General features: G+C 30.3%; 33 protein-coding genes. 31 read left to right on the top strand and 2 right to left on the bottom strand.

Features of this window, described 5'->3' with window-relative positions; translation table 11 throughout:
- The 25 genes from rplD to AVBRAN12647_RS08640 form a co-directional block, all read left to right on the top strand.
- Nucleotides 1-363 (top strand): uL4 family ribosomal protein (gene rplD / locus AVBRAN12647_RS08760; protein WP_336615039.1); only part of this gene is annotated, 363 nt, incomplete at its 5' end.
- 1 nt (nt 364) lies between these two features.
- Nucleotides 365-646, top strand: a complete 282-nt coding sequence (locus AVBRAN12647_RS08755) for a 50S ribosomal protein L23 (protein ID WP_214116101.1) — start codon at nt 365-367, stop codon at nt 644-646.
- A gap of 1 nt (nt 647) precedes the next feature.
- Entirely contained in the window at nt 648-1,478 is an 831-nt protein-coding gene (rplB, locus tag AVBRAN12647_RS08750; protein ID WP_214116098.1) for a 50S ribosomal protein L2, read from the top strand.
- Between the two features lies 1 nt (nt 1,479).
- Nucleotides 1,480-1,761, top strand: a complete 282-nt coding sequence (gene rpsS / locus AVBRAN12647_RS08745) for a 30S ribosomal protein S19 (RefSeq protein WP_214116097.1) — start codon at nt 1,480-1,482, stop codon at nt 1,759-1,761.
- A gap of 10 nt (nt 1,762-1,771) precedes the next feature.
- Complete coding sequence (gene rplV, locus AVBRAN12647_RS08740) at nt 1,772-2,110, top strand: 50S ribosomal protein L22 (protein ID WP_214116095.1); 339 nt, start codon at nt 1,772-1,774, stop codon at nt 2,108-2,110.
- 1 nt (nt 2,111) lies between these two features.
- Complete coding sequence (gene rpsC, locus AVBRAN12647_RS08735; RefSeq protein ID WP_214116093.1) at nt 2,112-2,810, top strand: 30S ribosomal protein S3; 699 nt, start codon at nt 2,112-2,114, stop codon at nt 2,808-2,810.
- Nucleotides 2,811-2,812: 2 nt separating this feature from the next.
- On the top strand, nt 2,813-3,238 hold the full coding sequence (gene rplP, locus AVBRAN12647_RS08730) for a 50S ribosomal protein L16 (protein WP_214116091.1): 426 nt from the start codon (nt 2,813-2,815) through the stop codon (nt 3,236-3,238).
- Nucleotides 3,225-3,410 carry a 50S ribosomal protein L29 gene (rpmC, locus tag AVBRAN12647_RS08725; RefSeq protein ID WP_214116089.1) on the top strand — a complete coding sequence of 62 codons (186 nt, stop codon included), beginning with the start codon at nt 3,225-3,227 and terminating at the stop codon, nt 3,408-3,410. Before rplP ends, rpmC begins: the two co-directional genes overlap by 14 nt.
- A 10-nt stretch (nt 3,411-3,420) precedes the next feature.
- Nucleotides 3,421-3,672, top strand: a complete 252-nt coding sequence (rpsQ, locus tag AVBRAN12647_RS08720; protein ID WP_214116088.1) for a 30S ribosomal protein S17 — start codon at nt 3,421-3,423, stop codon at nt 3,670-3,672.
- On the top strand, nt 3,672-4,040 hold the full coding sequence (gene rplN / locus AVBRAN12647_RS08715) for a 50S ribosomal protein L14 (protein ID WP_214116086.1): 369 nt from the start codon (nt 3,672-3,674) through the stop codon (nt 4,038-4,040). The genes rpsQ and rplN overlap by 1 nt, the downstream gene beginning before the upstream one ends.
- Nucleotides 4,040-4,273 carry a 50S ribosomal protein L24 gene (gene rplX, locus AVBRAN12647_RS08710; protein ID WP_214116077.1) on the top strand — a complete coding sequence of 78 codons (234 nt, stop codon included), beginning with the start codon at nt 4,040-4,042 and terminating at the stop codon, nt 4,271-4,273. The genes rplN and rplX overlap by 1 nt, the downstream gene beginning before the upstream one ends.
- A gap of 1 nt (nt 4,274) precedes the next feature.
- A complete protein-coding gene (gene rplE / locus AVBRAN12647_RS08705; RefSeq protein ID WP_214116075.1) occupies nt 4,275-4,820 on the top strand; it encodes a 50S ribosomal protein L5 in 546 nt (181 codons plus the stop codon).
- Between the two features lies 1 nt (nt 4,821).
- Nucleotides 4,822-5,007, top strand: coding sequence for a type Z 30S ribosomal protein S14 (locus tag AVBRAN12647_RS08700; RefSeq protein ID WP_172234194.1), 186 nt, complete (start codon nt 4,822-4,824; stop codon nt 5,005-5,007).
- A gap of 9 nt (nt 5,008-5,016) precedes the next feature.
- On the top strand, nt 5,017-5,412 hold the full coding sequence (rpsH, locus tag AVBRAN12647_RS08695) for a 30S ribosomal protein S8 (RefSeq protein ID WP_214116073.1): 396 nt from the start codon (nt 5,017-5,019) through the stop codon (nt 5,410-5,412).
- Between the two features lie 62 nt (nt 5,413-5,474).
- On the top strand, nt 5,475-6,011 hold the full coding sequence (rplF, locus tag AVBRAN12647_RS08690) for a 50S ribosomal protein L6 (protein ID WP_214116071.1): 537 nt from the start codon (nt 5,475-5,477) through the stop codon (nt 6,009-6,011).
- A gap of 10 nt (nt 6,012-6,021) precedes the next feature.
- Nucleotides 6,022-6,378, top strand: coding sequence for a 50S ribosomal protein L18 (gene rplR, locus AVBRAN12647_RS08685; RefSeq protein WP_214116069.1), 357 nt, complete (start codon nt 6,022-6,024; stop codon nt 6,376-6,378).
- A 9-nt stretch (nt 6,379-6,387) separates the two neighbouring features.
- A complete protein-coding gene (gene rpsE, locus AVBRAN12647_RS08680; protein WP_214116067.1) occupies nt 6,388-6,831 on the top strand; it encodes a 30S ribosomal protein S5 in 444 nt (147 codons plus the stop codon).
- A gap of 3 nt (nt 6,832-6,834) precedes the next feature.
- The gene (rplO, locus tag AVBRAN12647_RS08675; protein WP_214116065.1) at nt 6,835-7,236 is read left to right on the top strand and encodes a 50S ribosomal protein L15; all 402 of its coding nucleotides are present in this window, start codon (nt 6,835-6,837) and stop codon (nt 7,234-7,236) included.
- A complete protein-coding gene (gene secY / locus AVBRAN12647_RS08670; RefSeq protein ID WP_214116056.1) occupies nt 7,236-8,498 on the top strand; it encodes a preprotein translocase subunit SecY in 1,263 nt (420 codons plus the stop codon). The genes rplO and secY overlap by 1 nt, the downstream gene beginning before the upstream one ends.
- Nucleotides 8,495-9,094: an NlpC/P60 family protein gene (locus AVBRAN12647_RS08665; RefSeq protein WP_214150166.1), complete on the top strand. Its 600-nt coding sequence runs from the start codon at nt 8,495-8,497 to the stop codon at nt 9,092-9,094. Before secY ends, AVBRAN12647_RS08665 begins: the two co-directional genes overlap by 4 nt.
- Complete coding sequence (locus tag AVBRAN12647_RS08660) at nt 9,084-9,803, top strand: glutamate racemase (RefSeq protein ID WP_336615038.1); 720 nt, start codon at nt 9,084-9,086, stop codon at nt 9,801-9,803. The genes AVBRAN12647_RS08665 and AVBRAN12647_RS08660 overlap by 11 nt, the downstream gene beginning before the upstream one ends.
- Nucleotides 9,796-10,398, top strand: coding sequence for an MBL fold metallo-hydrolase (locus tag AVBRAN12647_RS08655; RefSeq protein WP_214116043.1), 603 nt, complete (start codon nt 9,796-9,798; stop codon nt 10,396-10,398). Before AVBRAN12647_RS08660 ends, AVBRAN12647_RS08655 begins: the two co-directional genes overlap by 8 nt.
- Nucleotides 10,392-10,691 carry a hypothetical protein gene (locus AVBRAN12647_RS08650; RefSeq protein WP_214120231.1) on the top strand — a complete coding sequence of 100 codons (300 nt, stop codon included), beginning with the start codon at nt 10,392-10,394 and terminating at the stop codon, nt 10,689-10,691. Before AVBRAN12647_RS08655 ends, AVBRAN12647_RS08650 begins: the two co-directional genes overlap by 7 nt.
- Nucleotides 10,678-11,439 carry a type I methionyl aminopeptidase gene (map, locus tag AVBRAN12647_RS08645; RefSeq protein ID WP_214120232.1) on the top strand — a complete coding sequence of 254 codons (762 nt, stop codon included), beginning with the start codon at nt 10,678-10,680 and terminating at the stop codon, nt 11,437-11,439. The genes AVBRAN12647_RS08650 and map overlap by 14 nt, the downstream gene beginning before the upstream one ends.
- 3 nt (nt 11,440-11,442) lie before the next feature.
- On the top strand, nt 11,443-11,823 hold the full coding sequence (locus AVBRAN12647_RS08640) for a hypothetical protein (RefSeq protein WP_214150164.1): 381 nt from the start codon (nt 11,443-11,445) through the stop codon (nt 11,821-11,823).
- A gap of 44 nt (nt 11,824-11,867) precedes the next feature.
- Here the strand turns inward: AVBRAN12647_RS08640 and glmS are convergent, their stop codons facing one another.
- Complete coding sequence (gene glmS / locus AVBRAN12647_RS08635) at nt 11,868-13,646, bottom strand: glutamine--fructose-6-phosphate transaminase (isomerizing) (protein WP_336615037.1); 1,779 nt, start codon at nt 13,644-13,646, stop codon at nt 11,868-11,870.
- Nucleotides 13,647-13,738: 92 nt separating this feature from the next.
- Here glmS and mqnE point away from each other — a divergent pair, with 92 nt between their 5' ends.
- From mqnE to AVBRAN12647_RS08615, 4 genes are all read left to right on the top strand, one after another.
- The gene (gene mqnE / locus AVBRAN12647_RS08630; RefSeq protein WP_214116032.1) at nt 13,739-14,803 is read left to right on the top strand and encodes an aminofutalosine synthase MqnE; all 1,065 of its coding nucleotides are present in this window, start codon (nt 13,739-13,741) and stop codon (nt 14,801-14,803) included.
- A 214-nt stretch (nt 14,804-15,017) separates the two neighbouring features.
- Entirely contained in the window at nt 15,018-16,367 is a 1,350-nt protein-coding gene (locus AVBRAN12647_RS08625) for an NCS2 family permease (RefSeq protein ID WP_214116030.1), read from the top strand.
- An 11-nt stretch (nt 16,368-16,378) separates the two neighbouring features.
- Nucleotides 16,379-16,819, top strand: coding sequence for a phosphoribosyltransferase (locus tag AVBRAN12647_RS08620; protein ID WP_214116028.1), 441 nt, complete (start codon nt 16,379-16,381; stop codon nt 16,817-16,819).
- Nucleotides 16,816-17,181: an HIT family protein gene (locus tag AVBRAN12647_RS08615; protein WP_336607263.1), complete on the top strand. Its 366-nt coding sequence runs from the start codon at nt 16,816-16,818 to the stop codon at nt 17,179-17,181. Before AVBRAN12647_RS08620 ends, AVBRAN12647_RS08615 begins: the two co-directional genes overlap by 4 nt.
- Nucleotides 17,182-17,219: 38 nt before the next feature.
- Here AVBRAN12647_RS08615 and AVBRAN12647_RS08610 read toward each other — a convergent pair whose 3' ends face one another.
- The gene (locus AVBRAN12647_RS08610) at nt 17,220-17,879 is read right to left on the bottom strand and encodes a DNA alkylation repair protein (RefSeq protein ID WP_336615036.1); all 660 of its coding nucleotides are present in this window, start codon (nt 17,877-17,879) and stop codon (nt 17,220-17,222) included.
- 260 nt (nt 17,880-18,139) lie between these two features.
- Here AVBRAN12647_RS08610 and AVBRAN12647_RS08605 point away from each other — a divergent pair, with 260 nt between their 5' ends.
- Both AVBRAN12647_RS08605 and AVBRAN12647_RS08600 read left to right on the top strand, forming a co-directional pair.
- Nucleotides 18,140-19,375: a major outer membrane protein gene (locus AVBRAN12647_RS08605; protein ID WP_336615035.1), complete on the top strand. Its 1,236-nt coding sequence runs from the start codon at nt 18,140-18,142 to the stop codon at nt 19,373-19,375.
- A gap of 41 nt (nt 19,376-19,416) precedes the next feature.
- Nucleotides 19,417-19,836, top strand: coding sequence for a c-type cytochrome (locus tag AVBRAN12647_RS08600; protein WP_336615034.1), 420 nt, complete (start codon nt 19,417-19,419; stop codon nt 19,834-19,836).
- The last annotated feature ends 344 nt before the right edge of the window (nt 19,837-20,180 follow it).

Here is a 20,180-nt window from a genome sequence, read left to right as displayed (position 1 = left end):
GCAGTTGCATTTGGTCCAACAAATAATAGAAACTATTTTCAAAAAGTAAATAAAAAGCAAAAGAGATTAGCATTTGAAAGAGCTTTAGCTGATAAAGCAAATGCAAATGCAATATTTGCAGTAGATAATATAGTTATTGAAAGTGGTAAAACAAAAGATGCAAGAGCTATGATTAATAAAATAGGTGTTAAAGATGCTTTAATAGTTAAATCATTATTAGATGAAAAAACATTATTAGCATTTAGAAATCTTGCAAATTGTTATGTTGTTGATATTACTGAAGTAAATGCTTATTTATTAAGTATATTTAACTCAGTTATTATTGAAAAAGATGCTTTAGCATCAATTACGAAAGAGGGCTAAGATGGCTGATATCACAGATATAAAAAATATAGTTTATACAGAAAAAACTTTAGGCCTTCAAGAAAGTGGCGTAGTAGTTATTCAAGCTAGCCCTAAAATGACAAAAAATGGTCTAAAGCAAGTGTTAAGAGAATATTTTGGTATCGTTCCTTTAAAAATAAATTCATTAAGAATGGATGGAAAAGTTAAAAGATTTAGAGGAATTGAAGGCCAAAGAAGTGACTTTAAAAAGTTTTATGTAAAGCTACCTGAGGGTGCTAGTTTAGAGAATAAGGAAGGCTAAGATGGCTATTAAAACTTATAAACCATATACCCCAAGCAGAAGATATATTACAGGTGTAAGTAGCGATGATATTACAGCAAAAGCTAGTGTTCGCTCATTACTTGTAAAACTTCCAGCTGCAGCAGGTAGAAATAATAACGGAAGAATAACAAGTCGCCATAAAGAAGCAGGTGCTAAAAAACTATATCGTATCATTGATTTCAAAAGAAATAAATTTGGAATTGAAGGTCGTGTAGAAGCTATTGAGTATGACCCATACAGAAATTGCCGTATTGCATTAATTGCTTATAAAGATGGTGAAAAAAGATATATTATCCAACCTCGTGGTTTAGCAGTAAATGACATTGTTTGTTCAGCTGCTGAAGGTTTAGATATTAAACCAGGAAATGCTATGAAATTAAAATCAATTCCTGTAGGTACAATTATCCATAACCTTGAGTTAAAACCAGGTAAAGGTGGACAAATGATTCGTTCAGCAGGTTCTTTTGCTCAATTAATGGGTAAAGAAGAAAAATATGTAATCGTTCGCTTACAATCAGGTGAAATGAGAAGAGTATTAGCTGAATGTATGGCTAGTATTGGTGAAGTTGGTAATGAAGATTGGGCTAACGTTACAATCGGTAAAGCAGGACGCAATAGACATAGAGGTATTCGCCCACAAACTCGTGGTAGTGCAATGAACCCAGTAGATCACCCACATGGTGGTGGTGAGGGTAAAAAGAACTCAGGTCGTCACCCAGTTACACCTTGGGGTAAACCAACTAAAGGTGCTAAGACTCGCCGTAAAAAGGCTAGCGATAAGCTAATAATATCAAGAAGAAAAGGAAAATAAGATGGCTAGATCATTAAAAAAAGGTCCTTTTGTTGATTCTCATGTTATGAAAAAAGTTATCGCAGCAAAAAAAGCTAACGATAATAAACCAATTAAAACTTGGTCAAGAAGAAGCACTATAACTCCTGATATGATCGGTCTTACTTTTAACGTTCATAATGGTAAAAGCTTTATTCCAGTATATGTAACTGAAAATCACATAGGTTATAAATTAGGTGAATTTGCACCAACTCGCACATTTAAAGGCCACAAAGGTTCTGTGCAGAAGAAAATTGGAAAATAAGGGGTAGTAGATGAGTAAAGCATTAATTAAATTCATAAGACTATCACCAACTAAGGCAAGATTGTTAGCAAGAGAAGTTCAAGGAATGAATGCTGAATTAGCAATGGCTAGTTTAAAATTTATGCCAAATAAAGCAGCAAAATACATTTCTAATGCAATTTCAAGTGCTGTTGCAAATGGTGGATATGAGCCAAGTGAAGTTGTAGTAAGTTCATGCCGTGTTGATGCAGGTGCAGTTCTAAAAAGAATTAGACCAAGAGCAAGAGGTAGTGCAAGTCGCATTAGAAAACCAACTGCTCATATTATGGTTGAAGTAAGCAGAGCAAAAACTGAAAGTAAGGAAAGCTAAAATGGGACAAAAAGTAAATCCGATCGGTCTTAGACTAGGAATTAATAGAAATTGGGAATCAAGATGGTTTCCAGCTAAAGCTAGTTTAGCACAAAGCATAGGCGAAGATTATAAAATCCGTGCTTTTCTTAAAAAAGAGCTATACTATGCAGGCGTTAGTCAAATAATAATAGAAAGAACTGCTAAGAAATTAAGAGTTACTGTAGTTGCAGCTCGTCCTGGAATTATCATTGGTAAAAAAGGTAGTGATGTTGAAGTAATTAAAACAAAACTACAAAAAATTATCAATAAAGAAGTAAATCTTAATATTAAAGAAGAGCGTCGTGCTAATGCATCAGCTCAATTAGCAGCAGAAAGTGTTGCAACTCAACTTGAAAAGCGTGTTGCTTTCCGCCGTGCTATGAAAAAAGTTATTCAAAATGCACAAAAAGCAGGAGCAAAAGGTATTAAAGTTAGCGTTGCAGGTCGTTTAGGTGGTGCTGAAATGGCTAGAACAGAGTGGTATCTTGAAGGTCGTGTGCCTTTACATACTTTAAGAGCAAAAATTGATTATGGTTTTGCTGAAGCTCATACAACTTATGGAAACATAGGTATTAAAGTATGGATATTCAAAGGTGAGGTATTACATAAAGGTGTTCAAGCTGATAAAACTGAAGAGCCAGCAGCAAAGAAGACAAGAAGAACCAGAAGAGGTAAATAATTATGTTGATGCCAAAAAGAACAAAATTTAGAAAAATGATGAAAGGCCGCAATCGTGGCTATGCTTGCCGTGGCACAAAACTTGCTCTAGGTGATTATGCTTTAAAAGCTACTGAGGGTGGTAGAGTTAATTCACGCCAAATTGAAGCAGCTCGTATTGCTCTAACTCGTCATGTTAAAAGACAAGGTAAATCATGGATAAGAGTATTCCCAGATAAACCTTTAACTAAAAAACCACTTGAAACAAGGATGGGTAAAGGTAAAGGTAGTGTTGAAGAATGGGTAATGAATATTCAACCAGGCAGAATTCTTTTTGAAATGACAGGCGTTAGTGAAGATATGGCTAGAGAAGCTCTTGCACTTGCTATGAGTAAATTACCATTTAAAACTAAGTTCGTTACAAGAGAGAGTGAAAATGAAATATACTGAGCTAAAAGATAAAACAGCAGAAGAATTAAATGCTATGTTAAAAGAGAAAAAGGTGCTTTTATTTACACTAAAACAAAAGCTTAAAACGATGCAGCTTACAAATACAAATGAGCTTCGCGTAGTAAGAAAAGATATTGCTAAAATCAATACTGCAATATCAGCTATGAAATAAGGGGCTAATTATGAGTTTTAAAAGAGAAATACAAGGCGTAATCGTTGCAAAATCAGGTGATAAAACAGTTAGCGTTCTAGTTGAGCGTAAAGTTGTTCACCCAAGATATAGAAAGATTGTAAAACGCTTTAAAAAATATTTAGTTCATGATGAAAAAAATACTGCTAATGTTGGCGATACAGTTGTGGCAATTGAATGCAGACCATTGTCAAAACGCAAATCTTTTCGTCTTAAAACAATCTTAGCAGCAGGAGTTGAGTAATGATTCAAAGTTTTACAAGGCTTGTAGTTGCTGATAATAGCGGCGCAAAAGAAATTATGTGTATAAAAGTATTAGGTGGTAGCAAGAGAAGATATGCTACTGTAGGTGATGTTATAGTTGCATCTGTTAAAAAAGCTTTACCAAATGGTAAAATTAAAAAAGGTCAAGTAGTTAAAGCTGTAATCGTAAGAACTAAAAAAGAAGTTCAAAGAGAAAATGGCTCATTAATTCGTTTTGATGAAAATGCAGCAGTTATTTTAGATGCTAAAAGAGAGCCAGTTGGAACTCGTATTTTCGGGCCAGTTGGTAGAGAAGTAAGATATGGTGGCTTTATGAAAATTGTTTCACTAGCTCCGGAGGTTTTATAATGGCTGTTAAATTTAAAATTAAAAAAGGTGATAATGTAAAAATTATCGCAGGTGATGATAAAGGTAAAACAGGTGTTGTAAAGGCAGTTTTTCCTAAGAAAAATCAAGTAATCGTTGAAGGTTGCAAAATTGCTAAGAAAGCAGTTAAACCAAGCGAGCAAAATCCACAAGGTGGTTTTGTAAATAAGGAAATGCCTATGGATATTTCAAATGTAGCAAAGGTGGAGGCATAATATGAGATTAAAAGAAAAATATGTTAATAGCATTAAGCCTGCTATTGCTAAAGAATTTGATATTAAAAATCCTATGTTAATTCCTGCTATTGAAAAAATTGTAATTAGCGTTGGTTTAGGTGCTGAATTTACTAAAGATCAAAAAGTATTACAAAGCATTGTTGATACAATTAGTTTAATTTCAGGACAAAAAGCAGTTGTAACTAAAGCTAAAAAATCAGTTGCTGGTTTTAAAGTAAGAGATGGTTTCCCTGTTGGTGTAATGGTAACTTTAAGAAAAGACAATATGTATGCGTTTTTAGATAAGTTAATTTCTATTGCATTACCAAGAGTTAAAGACTTTAGAGGCCTAAGTAGAGATGGTTTTGATGGTCGTGGAAATTATAGCTTCGGTTTAAATGAACAATTAATGTTCCCTGAAGTTGTATATGACCAAATTTTAAGAACCCATGGTATGAATATAAATGTTGTAACAACAGCAAATAGCGATAAAGAGGCATTAAGATTATTAGAATTATTCGGTGTGCCTTTCACAAAAGGAAAGTAATATGGCAAAAAAATCAATGATAGCAAAAGCTGCTCGTCCAGCTAAGTTTAAAGTTAGAGCTTATACAAGATGCCAAATTTGTGGTCGTCCACACTCAGTATATAGAGATTTTGGAATTTGCCGTGTGTGCCTAAGAAAAATGGCTAATGAAGGATTAATTCCTGGTCTTAAGAAAGCTAGCTGGTAAGGAGAAGTTATGATTAACGATTTAATTTCAGATTCACTAACTCGTATTAGAAATGCAGCACTTCGTAAATTAGATACAACAAAATTACTACATTCAAAAGTTGTAGAATCTATTGTTGATATTTTTAAAGCGAAAGGTTATATTGAAGATTATAGTGTTGTTGAAGAAGATAAAAAGAAATTCATCAATGTAGTTTTAAAATATGATGAAAAAGGCAAAAGCGTTATTAATGAAATAAAGCGTGTTAGCAAACCTGGTCGTAGAGTTTACCGTGGTAAAGATGAAATCAAAAGATTTAAAAACGGTTATGGAACAATAGTTGTAAGTACAAGCAAGGGTGTTATTAGCAATGAAGTTGCTTATAAAGAAGGCATCGGTGGCGAAGTACTTTGCACTATTTGGTAATTAATGCTTTTTATGGCATTCGGAAAGCTTAAGCTTTCCCTAGACAAATAAAAAGGAAAAATATGTCAAGAATAGGAAAACAACCAATTGAAATTCCAGCTGGAATTTCAGCTAAAGTAGATGGTAATGTTCTTAGTTTTACTAAAGGAAATGTAAAAAAAGAACTTGATTTTAAAGGCCATGTAAATGTAGAAGTTAAAGACAATCAAGTAGTATTCACTCCAAAAAGTGATGATAGAAGTTCAAGAGCTTATTGGGGAACTTACAGAGCTTTAGCTAATAATATAGTAATAGGTCTTACTCAAGGATTTAAAAAAGTATTAGAAATAAATGGAGTTGGATATAAAGCTGCAATGAAAGGTAAAACTTTAGAAATGGCTTTAGGTTACTCACATCCAGTAATTTTTGATGCTCCAGAAGGCATTGAAATAGCAGTTGAGAAAAATACTATCGTAATTACAGGTGCTGATAAGCAAGTAGTAGGTCAAGTTGCAGCTAAAATTCGTGAATTTAGACCACCTGAGCCATATAAAGGTAAAGGTATTAAGTATTCAGATGAGCGTATTATTCGCAAAGCTGGTAAAACATCTAAGAAGTAAGGGATAAATAATGAGAGCAAATATCTTAAAAAGAAAATTATCTCTTAGAATTAAGAGAAAAAAGAGAATTCGTGCAAAAATTAGCGGTTGTGCAACTTTACCAAGAGTATCTATTTTTAAATCAAATAGAACGCTTTATGTTCAAGCAATTGATGATGTAAAAGCTCACACAATAGCTAGCGTAAATGGTAAAAAATTAGGCATTAAAGCAAATATTGAAGGTGCTAAGAAATTAGCAGCTGAATTTGCAAAAAGCTTAAAAGCAGCAAAAATTGAAGAAGCAGTTTTTGATAGAAATGGTTATTTATACCATGGTGTTGTAGCAGCTTTTGCTGATGCTTTAAGAGAAAACGGTATCAAACTATAAGGATAAATTATGGAAAAATATAATAGAGAAGAATTTGAAGAAGTAATTGTTGATATCGGTAGAGTTACAAAGGTTGTTAAAGGTGGTCGCCGCTTTAGATTTACAGCACTTGTAATTGTAGGTAATAAAAATGGCCTTGTAGGTGTTGGTTATGGTAAAGCTAAAGAAGTTCCTGATGCTATTAAAAAAGCAGTAGATGATGCGTTCAAAAATATCATTTCAGTTAAACTTCGTGGTCAAACAATCCCACACGATATTGAAGTAAAATACAATGCAAGCCGTATTTTATTAAAACCTGCTAGCGAAGGTACTGGAGTTATCGCAGGTGGTTCAAGCCGTCCAATTATTGAACTTGCAGGTATTAAAGATATTCTTACAAAATCACTTGGTTCATCAAATCCAGGCAACGTTGTAAGAGCTACAATCAAAGCTTTAAGTATGTTGAAAGGATAAAAAATGGGACTTGAAAATTTACAAAAAGCAGCAGGCTCTACTCATAAAACAAAAAGAATAGGCCGTGGTCAAGGTTCTGGCTGGGGAAAAACTGCTACAAAAGGTGGTAAAGGTCAAACAGCTAGAAAAGGTTATAATGAAAAAAGAGGTTTTGAAGGTGGTCAGCAACCACTTCAAAGAAGATTACCTAAAGTTGGTTTTACTTCTAAGTTTGAAAAACCTTATGTAATTAATGTTGAAAAAGTTACAGCTATTAAAGAATTAAAAGAAATTACTTTTGAAAGCTTAAAAAGTGTTCATAAATTTTCTTCAAGCGTTAAGAAAATAAAATTAATTGGCGCAAGTGCTAGTTCATTAGTAGCAAAAATCAAAGACGAAAACATTAAAACTAGCGGAAGTAAATAATGAATAAAAATCTTGCCAATAAAATTTTTATAACATTGGCGCTTTTATTTGCTTACAGGATACTGGCTTACGTGCCAGTTCCTGGCGTAAATGTAGATGTAATTAAAGAATTTTTTGAATCAAACACAAATAATGCTTTAGGTATGTTTAATATGTTTAGTGGAAAAGCTGCTGAGCGTTTATCAATCATATCTTTAGGTATAATGCCTTATATTACTTCATCAATTATTATGGAATTACTTGCAGCAACATTTCCAAATATCGGTCGTATGAAAAAAGAACGCGATGGAATGGTTAAATATATGCAAATTATTCGTGTAGCAACTATTGTAATTACTTTAATTCAAAGTGTTGGAGTTTCAGTAGGGCTTCAAAGCTTACACTCAAGAACAGGTGAAGCTGCTATTATGATTGATTTTAATACATTTATAGCTTTAAGCGCTGCTAGTATGTTAGCTGGAACTATGTTGCTTATGTGGTTAGGCGAGCAAATTACTCAAAGAGGTATTGGCAATGGTATTTCATTAATTATTTTTGCTGGTATCGTTTCGGGAATTCCTAGTGCGATTTCTAGCACAATTAACCTTGTAAATACTGGTGAATTAAATTTCTTAGTAGTAATTGGTATTGCCTTAGTTATTATTGCAGCTATTGGTGCTATTATTTATGTAGAATTGGGAGAAAGAAGAATTCCAATTTCTTATAGTAGAAAAGTTTTAATGCAAAATCAAAATAAAAGAATTATGAATTATATTCCTATTAAATTAAATTTAAGTGGTGTAATTCCTCCAATTTTTGCTAGTGCAATTTTGACATTTCCTGCTACTGTTTTACAATCAAGTACAAATGAATACATTATGAAAATTAATGATATTTTCAATCCAAATGGTTATGTATTTCATATTTTTACATTCTTTTTTGTAATCTTTTTTGCATATTTTTACGCATCAATTGCATTTAATGCAAAAGATATTTCAGAAAACCTAAAAAAACAAGGTGGTTTTATTCCAGGTATTCGTCCAGGAGAAGGAACAGCTTTATATTTAAATGAAATTGCAAGTCGCTTGACATTAAGTGGCTCAATATATTTAGCAATTATTGCAACTCTTCCTTGGCTTTTAGCTAAATTTATGGGAGTTCCATTTTATTTTGGTGGAACATCAGTTTTAATTGTTGTTCAGGTAGCACTTGATACAATGAGAAAAATTGAAGCTCAAATGTATGTGAATAAATATCAAACCTTAAGTGCAGTAGGCTTATGATTATAAATAGGCAAATATTTTTGCCGATTATTTTGGCTATATTTTTTGTGGCTTGTTCGCAAAATATAGCCAACAATAACTATGAAAACTATCAAAATAAAATCAATGGTGTAGTATTAATTGATGATGTTTATTCTAATTATCCAGCACAAATGTTTACTCCTAATGCTATTTTTGATACTAAATTGGATATAGAAAAAGTACAACAAACAAATAAAATTGTAGAGCGTATTTTAAATTCTTCAAGTGAGTGGAGATATACTCCTTATAGACTTGGCGGCACTAATAAAAACAAAGGTGCGGATTGTTCTTTTTTTACTCAAGAGATTTATAAACAAGTATATGGATTTAATCTAAGTAGAAGTACAAAAGAGCAAAGATTAGGTGGTAAAAAAGTTTCAAAATCTAAGCTTAAAGCAGGAGATTTAGTTTTCTTTAGAACAGATGGACCTTTTGGCTTACATGTTGGAATTTATCTTGAAAATAACAATTTTATACATTTATCTTCAAAAGGTGGAACAAGAATTCAAAGCCTTAATGTAAGATATTGGAATACAAGATATTTAGATGCAAGAAGGTATATAAATGCTAAATAAAATAGCAATTTTTGATAGTGGTGTAGGTGGGCTTGGAACTTTAAAATTATTAGTAAAAAGCCGTGTAGCAAAAGAAATAATTTATTATGCTGATAATAAAAATGTCCCATTTGGAACTAAAAGCAAAGAAGAAATTTTAAAAATCGGTCAAAATGCAATTGATTATTTAACAAGTTTAAATGTAGATTTGATTATTTTAGCTTGTAACACGGTCAGCTCAATTTTAAGCGAGATAAATGTAGCTATTAAAGTTCTTCCTATAAGTGATTATGGTATTTTAGGGCTTAGCCAAATTGCTAATAATCAAAATTCTTTAGTAGTAGCTACAAAAGCAACTCTTAGCTCAGGGCTTTATCAAAATTCTTGTAAAAAATATAATATAAAAGCTGACTTTATAAGTCCTATTTCTTTTGTTCCTATTGTTGAGAGTATGGATTATTCTAAAGCGAGTGAAGATTTTGCAAATTATTTTAATAAAAATAATTATGATTATATTCTTTATGCTTGTACTCATTATCCATTTTTAGAGCAAGAATTTAAAACTTATTTTCCTAAAGCCACATTGATTGACCCAGCAAAAATTTTAGCACAAACTATGCAAGATGAATTTTTTAATAAAGATTTTAAATCAGAAATTATAATTGATTTTAGAGCTAGTAAAGATACTAAGATATTAAAAGATTTTTATGAAAGGATTAAAAATGTATGAGATTTTAGTAAGACCTTGTGGAGATTACGCTACAAATTGTTATATTGTAAAGCACGAATTAGGAGATATTGTAATAGACCCAGGCAAAGGTGCTTTAAGTTTTATTAAAGAAAACTCAAGCAAAGTCCTAGCGATTTTAAACACTCACGGACACCACGACCACATATGGGACAATAAATTAGTAGCACAAGAATTTAACGCTCCTTTATATACCCCAAAAGATGATATATTTATGTTAAAAAATCCTTTTTATGGTTTTTTGCCAAGCGATGATATAGCAATAGCTGTTGAAGACAAAGAAGAATTAGTGTTTAATGGTTTAAAATTTACTTTTCATCATTTTGCAGGTCATACTCCAGGTTGTTCTATGATTGAATTTGATGATGTTTATTTTAGTGGGGATTTTTTATTTGAAAGAAGTATAGGCAGATGGGATTTTGAGTTCTCAAATGCTGATGATATGGTAAATAGTCTTGAAAAAGCAAAGAATTTAAAAGATGATTTTTATTTACTACCAGGTCATGGAAATCAAACAAAAGTTAGTTTAGAAAAACCACATTTTGATTCTTGGATAAGATACATTAAGCAATGTTAATAATAGAATTAATTTTAGTATTTTTTGGTTTGATGGCTTGGTTTTTTCAAAAAGCATCACCAAAAAATGAAAAAATAGAAAGACTTAGTAGAAAATGTCCTTGCACAAGAATGGCTAATACTGGGCTTTTAACTAAAATATTTCTTTATTCAGCCATTGGTATAATTATAATTAATGCTTCAATGTTAGACTATGTGGGTTTTAATAAAGATAATATCTCTCAATTTATAATAGCCCTAGTGCTTGTATTTTTGGGGTATAAAGTAAGAAAGGATGAATATGATAGAAATTAAAAAACCAGCAGAAATAGAAAAATTAAGAGTAGCTAATAAAATGGTTGCAAAAACGCTAGATTATCTTGAAACTTTAATAAAACCAGGAATTTCTTTAAAAGAATTAGATAAAGCTGCAGAAGATTATATCTTAAGTCTTGGTGCAAAACCAGCTTTTAAAGGGCTTTATGGTTTTCCAGGTGCAATTTGTGTTAGTCTTAATGAAACTTGCATTCATGGAATTCCTGATGATAGAGTTTTAAAAGAAGGCGATATTGTAAGTTGCGATGTTGGAACTTTCATAGATGGATATTATGGAGACGCTGCTAGGACTTATGGTGTTGGCAAAATCTCTAAAAAAGATGAAGAATTAATTGCTTGTAGCAAGGATTGTTTGCTAAATGCAATAAGTCATATTAAAGATGGTATGAGATTTAAAGAGCTTAGCAAGATTTTAGAAGACTTTATTCGCTCTCGTGGTTTTGTTCCACTAGAAGGGTTTTGCGGACACGGCATTGGTAGAAAACCACACGCAGAGCCTGAAATACCAAACTATCTACACCCAAATGATAGTATTAAAAATGGTCCAAAGATTAAAAATGGAATGGTATTTTGTATAGAGCCTATGATTTGTCAAAAAGATGGAAGACCTAAAAATCTAAAAGGTATGTGGGAAACTGCTTCAGCAGATGGGTTAAATACTGCTCATTATGAACACTGCGTAGCTATTGTAAATGGAAGAGCTGAGATTTTATCAATTAATGAGTAATTTATGGATGCGAAAATAATTAAATCTAAATTAGATTTTAGCAGTGTTTTGTATTTTGTATTTATTTATTTGATTATTGCAATAACACAAGGAGCTTTTAAAGCAGGCTTTGTTTATTTAAGCATATTTTTCTCAATTTTGCTTGTGATTTATATTTATGATATGCCTATAATTAAAGTGATTTTGTATAAAGATAAAATTGGAGTTAGATTTATATTTTTTACAAAATACATAAAACTAAGCGATATTAAAAGCTATAAAAGAAAGAAGAGAATTTTAAAAATCAAAACCAATGGCTTATTTTATTCAAATATAAAATTAAGAAATTTCCATACAAATAGCCTTGATGAAATAGAGCAACACTTAAATGCCATAAATGAATAAAAATTATGGAATTTAAATTAGGAAATTATCCTAATTTAAATTCTTTATTCAACCGTTACGCTTTTTGCTAGATTTCTTGGCATATCTACATTTGCACCAACACGATTTGTGATTTCTAGTGCAAATAATTGCATAATTACCATCATTTCAAAAAACTCGCTTAGATAATGTTCTTGTTCGCTTGTTTTTATAAAATCATCAGCTTCGCTAAACTCAATAGGAGAAATTGCTAAAATATTTGCATCTCTTGCACTTAATTCTAAGACATTTGAGCGAGTTTTATCATATAAAATATTTTTCGGCATAAATGCTATTGTAAATAATTCGCTATCAGCAAGTGCAATAGGACCATGTTTCATCTCTCCTGCTGCGTAGCCTTCTGCGTGCATATAGCTTATTTCTTTTAATTTTAATGCTGCTTCAAGTGCAAGTGGATAAAATAAATCTCTACCTATAAAGAAAAATCCGTGTCCGTGTAAGTATCGCTTGCTTAAGCGTTTTAGTTTATCGTGAGTATTTTTATTTACTTTTAATACATTAGATAAATCCTTAATAGCAAGTAATTCTTTTTTAATATCTAAATTAGGATTTTTATTTAAATACAATGCTAGTAGCCATAGATTTAGCATTTGAGCGCAAAATGCTTTAGTGCTTGCTACACTTTTTTCAATCCCTGCACGAATTAAAATACAATAATCAGCTTCTCTTGCTATGCTTGAATTATCAACATTGCATAATGCTAAAGTTTTAAGCCCAGCATTTTTTGCTATTTTTAAAGCTTCAAGAGTATCAGCTGTCTCGCCGCTTTGAGATATACAAACGAATAAAGCATTTTTATCTAAAAAGCCATTTTTATATCTAAACTCACTTGCTATTTCTACACGGCATTCAATATTAGCACTTCTTTCAAAAATATAGCTAGATGCTAATGCTGCATGATAGCTAGTGCCACAAGCACAAATTATGATTTTACTAAAGTCTTGATTTAAATTCTTTAATTCATCAAAACATACTTTATCATTAATAATTCTTCCTATTAATATATTTTGAACGATTTGGCTTTGCTCGTAGATTTCTTTTTCCATAAAAGTATCAAATCCATCTTTTAAAGCACTTTCTTTATCGCAATTTAATTCTTTAAACTCAACAACGCCATTTAATAAATGAATTCCATTTTTATCTAAAAAGCCAAAATCTCCATCGTTTAAATAAGCAACTTGTTTGCAAATTCCAACCAACGGAGCATCACAAGATGCCATATAAAACTCACTATTATTTGAGCCTTTTCCTATTATTAGTGGTGCGTTTTTCTTAGCAAAAAATATAGTATTCGGAGCTTTTTTTGTGATTAATAATATTGCATAAGCTCCATCAATTTTTTTAATAACTTCACTAAAAGCTTTTTCAGGGCTTAAAGTATTTGCATATTTTTCAAACAAATGAACAACAACTTCTGTATCTGTTTGCGAATTAAAATGTGTGGTTTTTAGTTCTTCTTTTATTTCTTTATAATTTTCTATAATTCCATTGTGTATTATGCAAGAATATTCGCCGTAATGTGGATGAGAATTTGTATCATCAGGTTTTCCGTGTGTTGCCCAACGAGTATGACCTATAGCTACACCTTCATCATTAAAGTTTAAATTTTTCATAAAATTAACAAGATTTTCTAATTTTCCTGCCTTTTTAAAAAAGCTTAATTCATTATTTTCTAACACAGCCATACCTGCACTATCATATCCACGATATTCAAGCTCTTTTAATCCTTTTAATATAATTTCTTTTTTTTCTAATTGTCCTAAATATCCAATAATTCCGCACATTTTTAATCCTTTAATAATAAAAATTACGCTAATTTATAGTAAGTTGTTAAACAAAGATAAATATAATCACTTTTCTTTTTTAAGGATGGTAAATGGATATTTTAGAAGCGTTAGACGAAGGTAAAAGATTAAGCGAAGAAGATTGTTATAAGTTATACGATTTAGATTTGCAAGTCTTAGGATTTTACGCTAATAAAAAGAGATTAAAACTTCACGGAAAAAAAGTTTATTTTAATTGTAATCGTCACATAAATCCTACAAATATGTGCGTTGATACTTGTGCTTTTTGTGCATTTTCAGCTCATAGGCACAATCCAAATCCATATCATCTAACACACGAAGAAATCTTAAAAATAGTTGATGATACCGTTACTCGTGGGACAAAAGAAATACACATTGTTTCAGCTCACAATAAAAAAGGTGGTTGGGAATGGTATTTTGAGATTTTTAGAAAAATTAAAGATAAATACCCACATTTACATATTAAAGCAATGACAGCTGCTGAAATTAATTTTATTGCAAAGAGTTTTTTTGATGGAGATTATTCTGCAGTAATTGACAAAATGCTTGAATATGGAGTTGATTCTATGCCGGGTGGCGGTGCTGAAATTTTTGATGAAAAAGTTAGAAATGAGCTTTGTGCTAGCAAAGTTAGTTCTGATAATTGGCTTAAGATTCATGGGCTATGGCATCAAAAAGGAAAACAAAGTAATGCAACTATGCTTTTTGGACACATTGAAAGTCGTGAGAACAGAATTGACCATATGCTAAGACTAAGAAAACAACAAGATATTAGCAAAGGTTTTAATGCTTTTATTCCGTTAGTATGGCAAAAAGACAATTCGTTTTTAAAGGATTTAAAACCGCTTGGAAGTATAGAAATTCTAAAAACTATTGCAATAGCAAGGCTTGTTTTAGATAATATTTCTCATATTAAAGCTTATTGGGCGACTTTAGGATTAAACCTTGCAATGGTGGCTCAAGAATACGGAGCAAATGACCTTGATGGAACAATAGAAAAAGAAAATATCCAAAGTGCAGGTGGTGCAAAAAGTGCGAATGGCATTACGCTACAAGACTTCATAGACAATATCAAAACATCAAATTTAATTCCAATAGAAAGAGATAGTTTATATAATGAGATTAAGGAATATTGATTGAATTCTTTATATGTTTTTAGCTCCATTTTAAAAACATCATTCAAACTCATTATGCAATTAATATATGATTGCAAAAAATATACTTTCAAACAATTTAATCTAATAATTTCTTACTACAAACAAAAGGATACTGCTATGAGCTAGAATTTTTAATCTTATTGTGTTTAATCTTAGGTGCTTTACGCTAAATATTTTTTTATAAGGGAAAAAAATGGACTTTTTTAAGTTAAAAGAAAACAATACAAGTGTTAAAAATGAGTTTAATGGTGCTTTAGCAACATTTTTATCAATGCTTTATATTATTCCAACTAATGCTTTTATAGTAAGCAATACAGGGCTTAGTGTAGAAGCTTTAATGCTAGCAACTGCTTTAGTAACTATAATAGCAACTGCATTTACAGGACTTTTTGCAAATTCTCCAATAGCAATGAGTACAGGTATGGGGCTTAATGTATTTTTTACATTTTCAATGTGCAAAGGCCAAGGAATTCCTGTTGAAACTGCTTTAGGTGCTGTTTTTATAAGTGGTTTTATATTTTTAGTTCTTTCTTTTACAAATTTTCGTATTTTTATTTTAAAAAGCATTCCTGAAGATTTTCGCCGTGCTATAAGTGCTGGTATTGGGTGCTTTCTAGCGTTTATGGGGATGAATCAGGCTCATATTGTTACGGCTGATCCTGTAACTCTTTTAAAAATAGGTAATTTTGCAGACCCGAATGTGTTATTTTGTTTATTTGTATTATTTTTAATTGTTTGTTTTTGGGCTTGGAAGATTAAAGCAGGCTTTATTTTAGCGGTTTTAATAGGTAGTATTATCGCTTGGACTTTTGGAATAGGTGGAGCAAAATTACCAAGTGAATTTGTGGCAATTCCAAATTTTAGTGAAAAAGATGGGCTTATGAGTATTTTTGCAAAACTTGATATTATGAGTGCTTTAAGTTTATCGGTATTACCTGCAGTAATGACACTTTTTGTAACTCAATTATTTGATAGTATAGGCACGATTACTGGTGCTGGAATTAGGGGCGGAATATTTAAAAATAAAACAAAATCAGACGGAACTCTTGATGATAGTGGAGATAAAAAATTAGGTAAAACTATGATAGCTGATGCGGCAGGAACTTGTATCGGAGCAGTTATTGGCACATCAACTGCAACTGCATTTGTAGAAAGTAGTGCTGGTATAGAAAGTGGTGCTAGAACAGGACTGAGCAATATATTTTTAGCGGGAATGTTTTGTCTTTGCATATTCTTTTTACCATTTTTCCAAGCAATTCCTGTTAATGCTATTTATCCTATCTTGATAATGGTTGGAATTTTAATGTTTATGGAAGTTAGCAATATTGATTTTAAAGACCCTGCAAATAGTGTTGCTACATTTTTTACGGTAATTATGATGCCATTTACTTACTCAATTACTACAGGTATTGCTTTTGGATTTATTTCTTATGTATTAGTTAGATTATTAAGAAAAGAATTTAATAAGCTAAGTAGTGGTATAATCGTTATCTCTATTATTTGTATGGCAGTGTTCTTGCTACAATTTATGAAATTTAATTAAAAGGTAAAACTATGTATAAATATACTTACGATGAATTTAAAAATGACTTTGAGCCGTTTGCAAAACGCATTCAAGATGAGTTCAACCCAGACGCTTTTGTAGGTGTTGCTCGTGGTGGTCTTACACTTACTCACGCATTATCAACTGCACTTAAAAGCAGAAATGCTTTTGTATTAAATAGTATTCATTATGATGGGCAAAAAAAATTAGATACTATTGAAATTACTAATATTCCTGATTTAAGTAAAGCTAAAAAAGTTTTAATCATTGATGATATCGTAGATAGTGGTGAAAGTCTTGATGCAATTCGTAAAAAAATATTAGAAATTTACCCACATTTAGAAGTTAAACTTGCTGTTATTTTTTATAAGCCAAGCGCTATTATAAAACCTGAATTTTGTGTAAAAGAAGCTAAAGAATGGATTAGTTTTTTTTGGGATTTTGAAGTATGATTTATGAAAATAGTTTTTGCTATATTAAACGCCACGAGAGTTCTATCCCGTGGCTAGAAATCCATGCAAAAGACGAATACAAAGAACTTAGTAATGATGAAGAAACAAGCCTAAAAATTTTTAAAATTGCTATGCTTATAGAAAAAGAAATGATTAGTTTTTATAAGCCAACTAAGATTAATCACGCTTCATTTGCTAACTACTTGCCTAAAGCCCATTGGCATATAATGGCTAGATTTAGTGATGATGGATTTTATCCTGAATGTATGTGGGGTAAGCAATTAGGGGATTTAAAAGATTATAGAGCTAGTTTTGATGAATTTTGCGATATTTTAGTAGCTAAGTTAAAGAATTTTAAATAAGTAGAAATCATATTTAATTTTTACTTATTTAAAACATATTACTTTCTTAAATCTTTTAATAAAATCTTATTCTCTGCTGATATTTTTGCACTATAACTTATCTTTTGAAACATCATTGATAAAGTTTCATTATCTAATTTTTTAATTTTTAAAAAATTAAAAGTTTCATCAAAATTATTACTTAAAAGTTCTGTAAAATACCAAGCTCTAGCCATATTTACATAATATTCTTGACTTTTTATATTAAATATTTTTTCTAATTTTGTGGTATCACTGCTAAAATATCTTATAAAACATAAAATCCCAAATCTTTTTTCATATATTGCGCTAGATTCAATCCATTCGCATATGATTTGCTCTACCTTATCAAGATTATTATCAAAGCACTTAGGTCTTATAGTATCGCAACTACACCAATTATCTATGATTTTTAATATTATTTTTAAATTCTTAACTACTAAATCATAATCATCTAACTCATTTAATACGTGTATGTAAAGTTGCATTTCATCAAAACTTTTAAAATTAGTATTTAATAAATAATCATTTAAATCATACTTTTTAATTATAGTTTTTGCATACCTTTTAAGCTTATTGTTTCTAACTCCTATTATTTTATAGTTAGTAAATACTGATTTTTTGCAATAACTTTTATATATTTTATCTATATGTTTTTGTAAATATTCTTTAATTTTCATTATAGCTCTTTCGTTTTGTTTAAAAAAATAATCTTACTATAAATACTTTTACTAAGTATTAACCTAGCTTCTTTAAAATCATCGCAACTTAGACTAGTTTTTTACTCCTTGAGAGACTTAAACCCCTTGAGAAATCAAGGGGTTTTCCTTTTTTAAGAATAATTCAAATTACATTTTTTTAAAAATTTATATAACTTTAAGCTTAATTTTCAAAATTTATGCTACTATTCCCTTACATTTTTACAAAAAAAGGAGAAAAAATGAAATTAGTTAAATTAAGTTTAGCAGCAGTTGTTGCTGCAGGTTCGTTCTCATTCGCGAACGCAGTTGCTTTAGATGAAGCTATTCAAAATGTAGACCTATCAGGAATGTTAAGATACAGATACGATACAAATTCTGAAAAAATAAAAAACAATTCAGTTACTACGAAAATAGATAGATCAGAAGATAACGGACATTTATATAAAGTTCAATTAAAATTTGGTGCTGATATCGCTGATAATTTCAAAGCTACAGCATTATTCCAATATTCAAACACTGATGGTTCTTTTGGTGATTCAGCATATTTAAATGATAAAAAAACTTTCAATGTAAGAGATGCTTATTTAACTTATACAAATTATGATACTTCATTCATATTCGGTAGAATGGAAATTGGCTCAATTTGGACTGATGATTTACTAGGAACAGGGTTAAAAATAGTAAATAACAGTATTGAAAATGTAACTTTAGCAGCTTATGCTTTTGATAACTATAACAATGATGGAGATTTAAGTAGCGTTTTATTTGTTACAGATGAAGCAGGTAATAAATATGCTACAAGTAAGAACCTTTATGGTATAGCAGCTATTGCTAATTTTGACCCAGTAGCAGCTCAACTATGGGTTTCAAATATGGCTAGTTGGGGCACATTCTATGCAGTAGATTTCAATGTTGCTCTAGGTGACAAAGATGACTTTGCATATAATGTACATGCTCAATACGCAGGCAACAGCCTTAAAAAAGATAGAAAAGGTGAAGTAGCAGCTAATGGTAACTTCTATGCAGCAGAAGCTGGCTTTGACGCATTCGGCTTAGACTTCAATGTAGGTTATGCTGGTTATGGTAAAAAAGATAAATTAACTCTTAATACTGTAGAAGATGAAGGTCAATTAATCAACTACGGCGAAATCGTAATGAAAGACTACCAAGGTGGTTTTGGTAAAAAAGATTTCGTATTCGGAACAATTGGCTATACATTTGAAGATGTAAGATTTGGTGTTGATATTATTAGCGGAACAAATAAAATTGTTAACAATAAAGAAAAATTATTTGAAGTTAAGCCACAACTATCTTACAAATACAGCGACAAACTAAACTTCTCAGCATTCTATGCTTACGCAGAAACTAAAGATGCTACTGAAGTAAGTATTACTAAAGATAACAAATTAAGTCTTGATAAGTCTGATAAGAAAAAAGAAAGTTTAATCAGATTCCAAGCTAAATATACATTTTAATTAATTGCTAGGCTTTAAGCCTAGCTTTTTAAAGACTTAGAATGAAAAAAATTTTATTATTTTTATGTATTATAAATTCTATAAATGCAGTGACTACAGATGATTTATTAAATTATACTTTTAGTGATAATTTAGATATTAATTTAGGTAAAGAACTTTTTATAAATATTCATAAATGTAATTCTTGTCATGGAGATTTAGGAGATAAATCAAGCACTACATTTAAATCCTTAAACACTTATTCAGCATCTACTTTAAAATCAATGTTAAAATCTTACAAAAACGATAAAGATTTTGGAGGCAAAACAAGATTTGTTATGCAAAGATATGCAAATAAATTATCAAATAAGGATATTGATAATATTATAGCTTATATAAAAGGCAAAGATAATTTAGAATTACCTAATTCAAAACATATTGAACCTGCTAAAAAAACTAAAGATAATTTATATTTGGAATAAAATCTAAATATAAATTCCTATTTTAAAACCTAGATATTTTATTATAATTTAGCTATATAACTTAATAATCTTATAAAATATGTAATTTCATTAGATTATATTAAACATATAAAATTAACTTAATCTAAAATATTTTATACAAATAATTCAAATAATGTTTTTTATATTATGCAAAATTATTATTTATTTGCTTACTAAATTTCAAATTTCTCAAACCTAATTCTCACCACATAACCACCACAACTACAAACTATCTTCACTAATTTTAGTTTTTAATGTTTTTAAATTGTATTTTTTAAATTCTCCCAACTTTCCCTACTTTTCCAAATAATTTTCATTTTTTT

The organism is Campylobacter sp. RM12647, assembly GCF_020138135.1.
Taxonomy (GTDB): Bacteria; Campylobacterota; Campylobacteria; order Campylobacterales; family Campylobacteraceae; genus Campylobacter_E.
Note: the sequence above shows the minus strand (reverse complement) of the source record. Positions and strands in the feature narration are given on the sequence as shown.

Excerpts from the sequence above, each read along its gene's own strand:
- AVBRAN12647_RS08755 (WP_214116101.1), top strand. The coding sequence starts at position 365 with ATGGCTGATATCACAGATATAAAAAATATAGTTTATACAGAAAAAACT.
- rplB (WP_214116098.1), top strand. The coding sequence starts at position 648 with ATGGCTATTAAAACTTATAAACCATATACCCCAAGCAGAAGATATATT.
- rpsS (WP_214116097.1), top strand. The coding sequence starts at position 1,480 with ATGGCTAGATCATTAAAAAAAGGTCCTTTTGTTGATTCTCATGTTATG.
- rplV (WP_214116095.1), top strand. The coding sequence starts at position 1,772 with ATGAGTAAAGCATTAATTAAATTCATAAGACTATCACCAACTAAGGCA.
- rpsC (WP_214116093.1), top strand. The coding sequence starts at position 2,112 with ATGGGACAAAAAGTAAATCCGATCGGTCTTAGACTAGGAATTAATAGA.
- rplP (WP_214116091.1), top strand. The coding sequence starts at position 2,813 with ATGTTGATGCCAAAAAGAACAAAATTTAGAAAAATGATGAAAGGCCGC.
- rpmC (WP_214116089.1), top strand. The coding sequence starts at position 3,225 with ATGAAATATACTGAGCTAAAAGATAAAACAGCAGAAGAATTAAATGCT.
- rpsQ (WP_214116088.1), top strand. The coding sequence starts at position 3,421 with ATGAGTTTTAAAAGAGAAATACAAGGCGTAATCGTTGCAAAATCAGGT.
- rplN (WP_214116086.1), top strand. The coding sequence starts at position 3,672 with ATGATTCAAAGTTTTACAAGGCTTGTAGTTGCTGATAATAGCGGCGCA.
- rplX (WP_214116077.1), top strand. The coding sequence starts at position 4,040 with ATGGCTGTTAAATTTAAAATTAAAAAAGGTGATAATGTAAAAATTATC.
- rplE (WP_214116075.1), top strand. The coding sequence starts at position 4,275 with ATGAGATTAAAAGAAAAATATGTTAATAGCATTAAGCCTGCTATTGCT.
- AVBRAN12647_RS08700 (WP_172234194.1), top strand. The coding sequence starts at position 4,822 with ATGGCAAAAAAATCAATGATAGCAAAAGCTGCTCGTCCAGCTAAGTTT.
- rpsH (WP_214116073.1), top strand. The coding sequence starts at position 5,017 with ATGATTAACGATTTAATTTCAGATTCACTAACTCGTATTAGAAATGCA.
- rplF (WP_214116071.1), top strand. The coding sequence starts at position 5,475 with ATGTCAAGAATAGGAAAACAACCAATTGAAATTCCAGCTGGAATTTCA.
- rplR (WP_214116069.1), top strand. The coding sequence starts at position 6,022 with ATGAGAGCAAATATCTTAAAAAGAAAATTATCTCTTAGAATTAAGAGA.
- rpsE (WP_214116067.1), top strand. The coding sequence starts at position 6,388 with ATGGAAAAATATAATAGAGAAGAATTTGAAGAAGTAATTGTTGATATC.
- rplO (WP_214116065.1), top strand. The coding sequence starts at position 6,835 with ATGGGACTTGAAAATTTACAAAAAGCAGCAGGCTCTACTCATAAAACA.
- secY (WP_214116056.1), top strand. The coding sequence starts at position 7,236 with ATGAATAAAAATCTTGCCAATAAAATTTTTATAACATTGGCGCTTTTA.
- AVBRAN12647_RS08665 (WP_214150166.1), top strand. The coding sequence starts at position 8,495 with ATGATTATAAATAGGCAAATATTTTTGCCGATTATTTTGGCTATATTT.
- AVBRAN12647_RS08660 (WP_336615038.1), top strand. The coding sequence starts at position 9,084 with ATGCTAAATAAAATAGCAATTTTTGATAGTGGTGTAGGTGGGCTTGGA.
- AVBRAN12647_RS08655 (WP_214116043.1), top strand. The coding sequence starts at position 9,796 with ATGTATGAGATTTTAGTAAGACCTTGTGGAGATTACGCTACAAATTGT.
- AVBRAN12647_RS08650 (WP_214120231.1), top strand. The coding sequence starts at position 10,392 with ATGTTAATAATAGAATTAATTTTAGTATTTTTTGGTTTGATGGCTTGG.
- map (WP_214120232.1), top strand. The coding sequence starts at position 10,678 with ATGATAGAAATTAAAAAACCAGCAGAAATAGAAAAATTAAGAGTAGCT.
- AVBRAN12647_RS08640 (WP_214150164.1), top strand. The coding sequence starts at position 11,443 with ATGGATGCGAAAATAATTAAATCTAAATTAGATTTTAGCAGTGTTTTG.
- glmS (WP_336615037.1), bottom strand. The coding sequence starts at position 13,646 with ATGTGCGGAATTATTGGATATTTAGGACAATTAGAAAAAAAAGAAATT.
- mqnE (WP_214116032.1), top strand. The coding sequence starts at position 13,739 with ATGGATATTTTAGAAGCGTTAGACGAAGGTAAAAGATTAAGCGAAGAA.
- AVBRAN12647_RS08625 (WP_214116030.1), top strand. The coding sequence starts at position 15,018 with ATGGACTTTTTTAAGTTAAAAGAAAACAATACAAGTGTTAAAAATGAG.
- AVBRAN12647_RS08620 (WP_214116028.1), top strand. The coding sequence starts at position 16,379 with ATGTATAAATATACTTACGATGAATTTAAAAATGACTTTGAGCCGTTT.
- AVBRAN12647_RS08615 (WP_336607263.1), top strand. The coding sequence starts at position 16,816 with ATGATTTATGAAAATAGTTTTTGCTATATTAAACGCCACGAGAGTTCT.
- AVBRAN12647_RS08610 (WP_336615036.1), bottom strand. The coding sequence starts at position 17,879 with ATGAAAATTAAAGAATATTTACAAAAACATATAGATAAAATATATAAA.
- AVBRAN12647_RS08605 (WP_336615035.1), top strand. The coding sequence starts at position 18,140 with ATGAAATTAGTTAAATTAAGTTTAGCAGCAGTTGTTGCTGCAGGTTCG.
- AVBRAN12647_RS08600 (WP_336615034.1), top strand. The coding sequence starts at position 19,417 with ATGAAAAAAATTTTATTATTTTTATGTATTATAAATTCTATAAATGCA.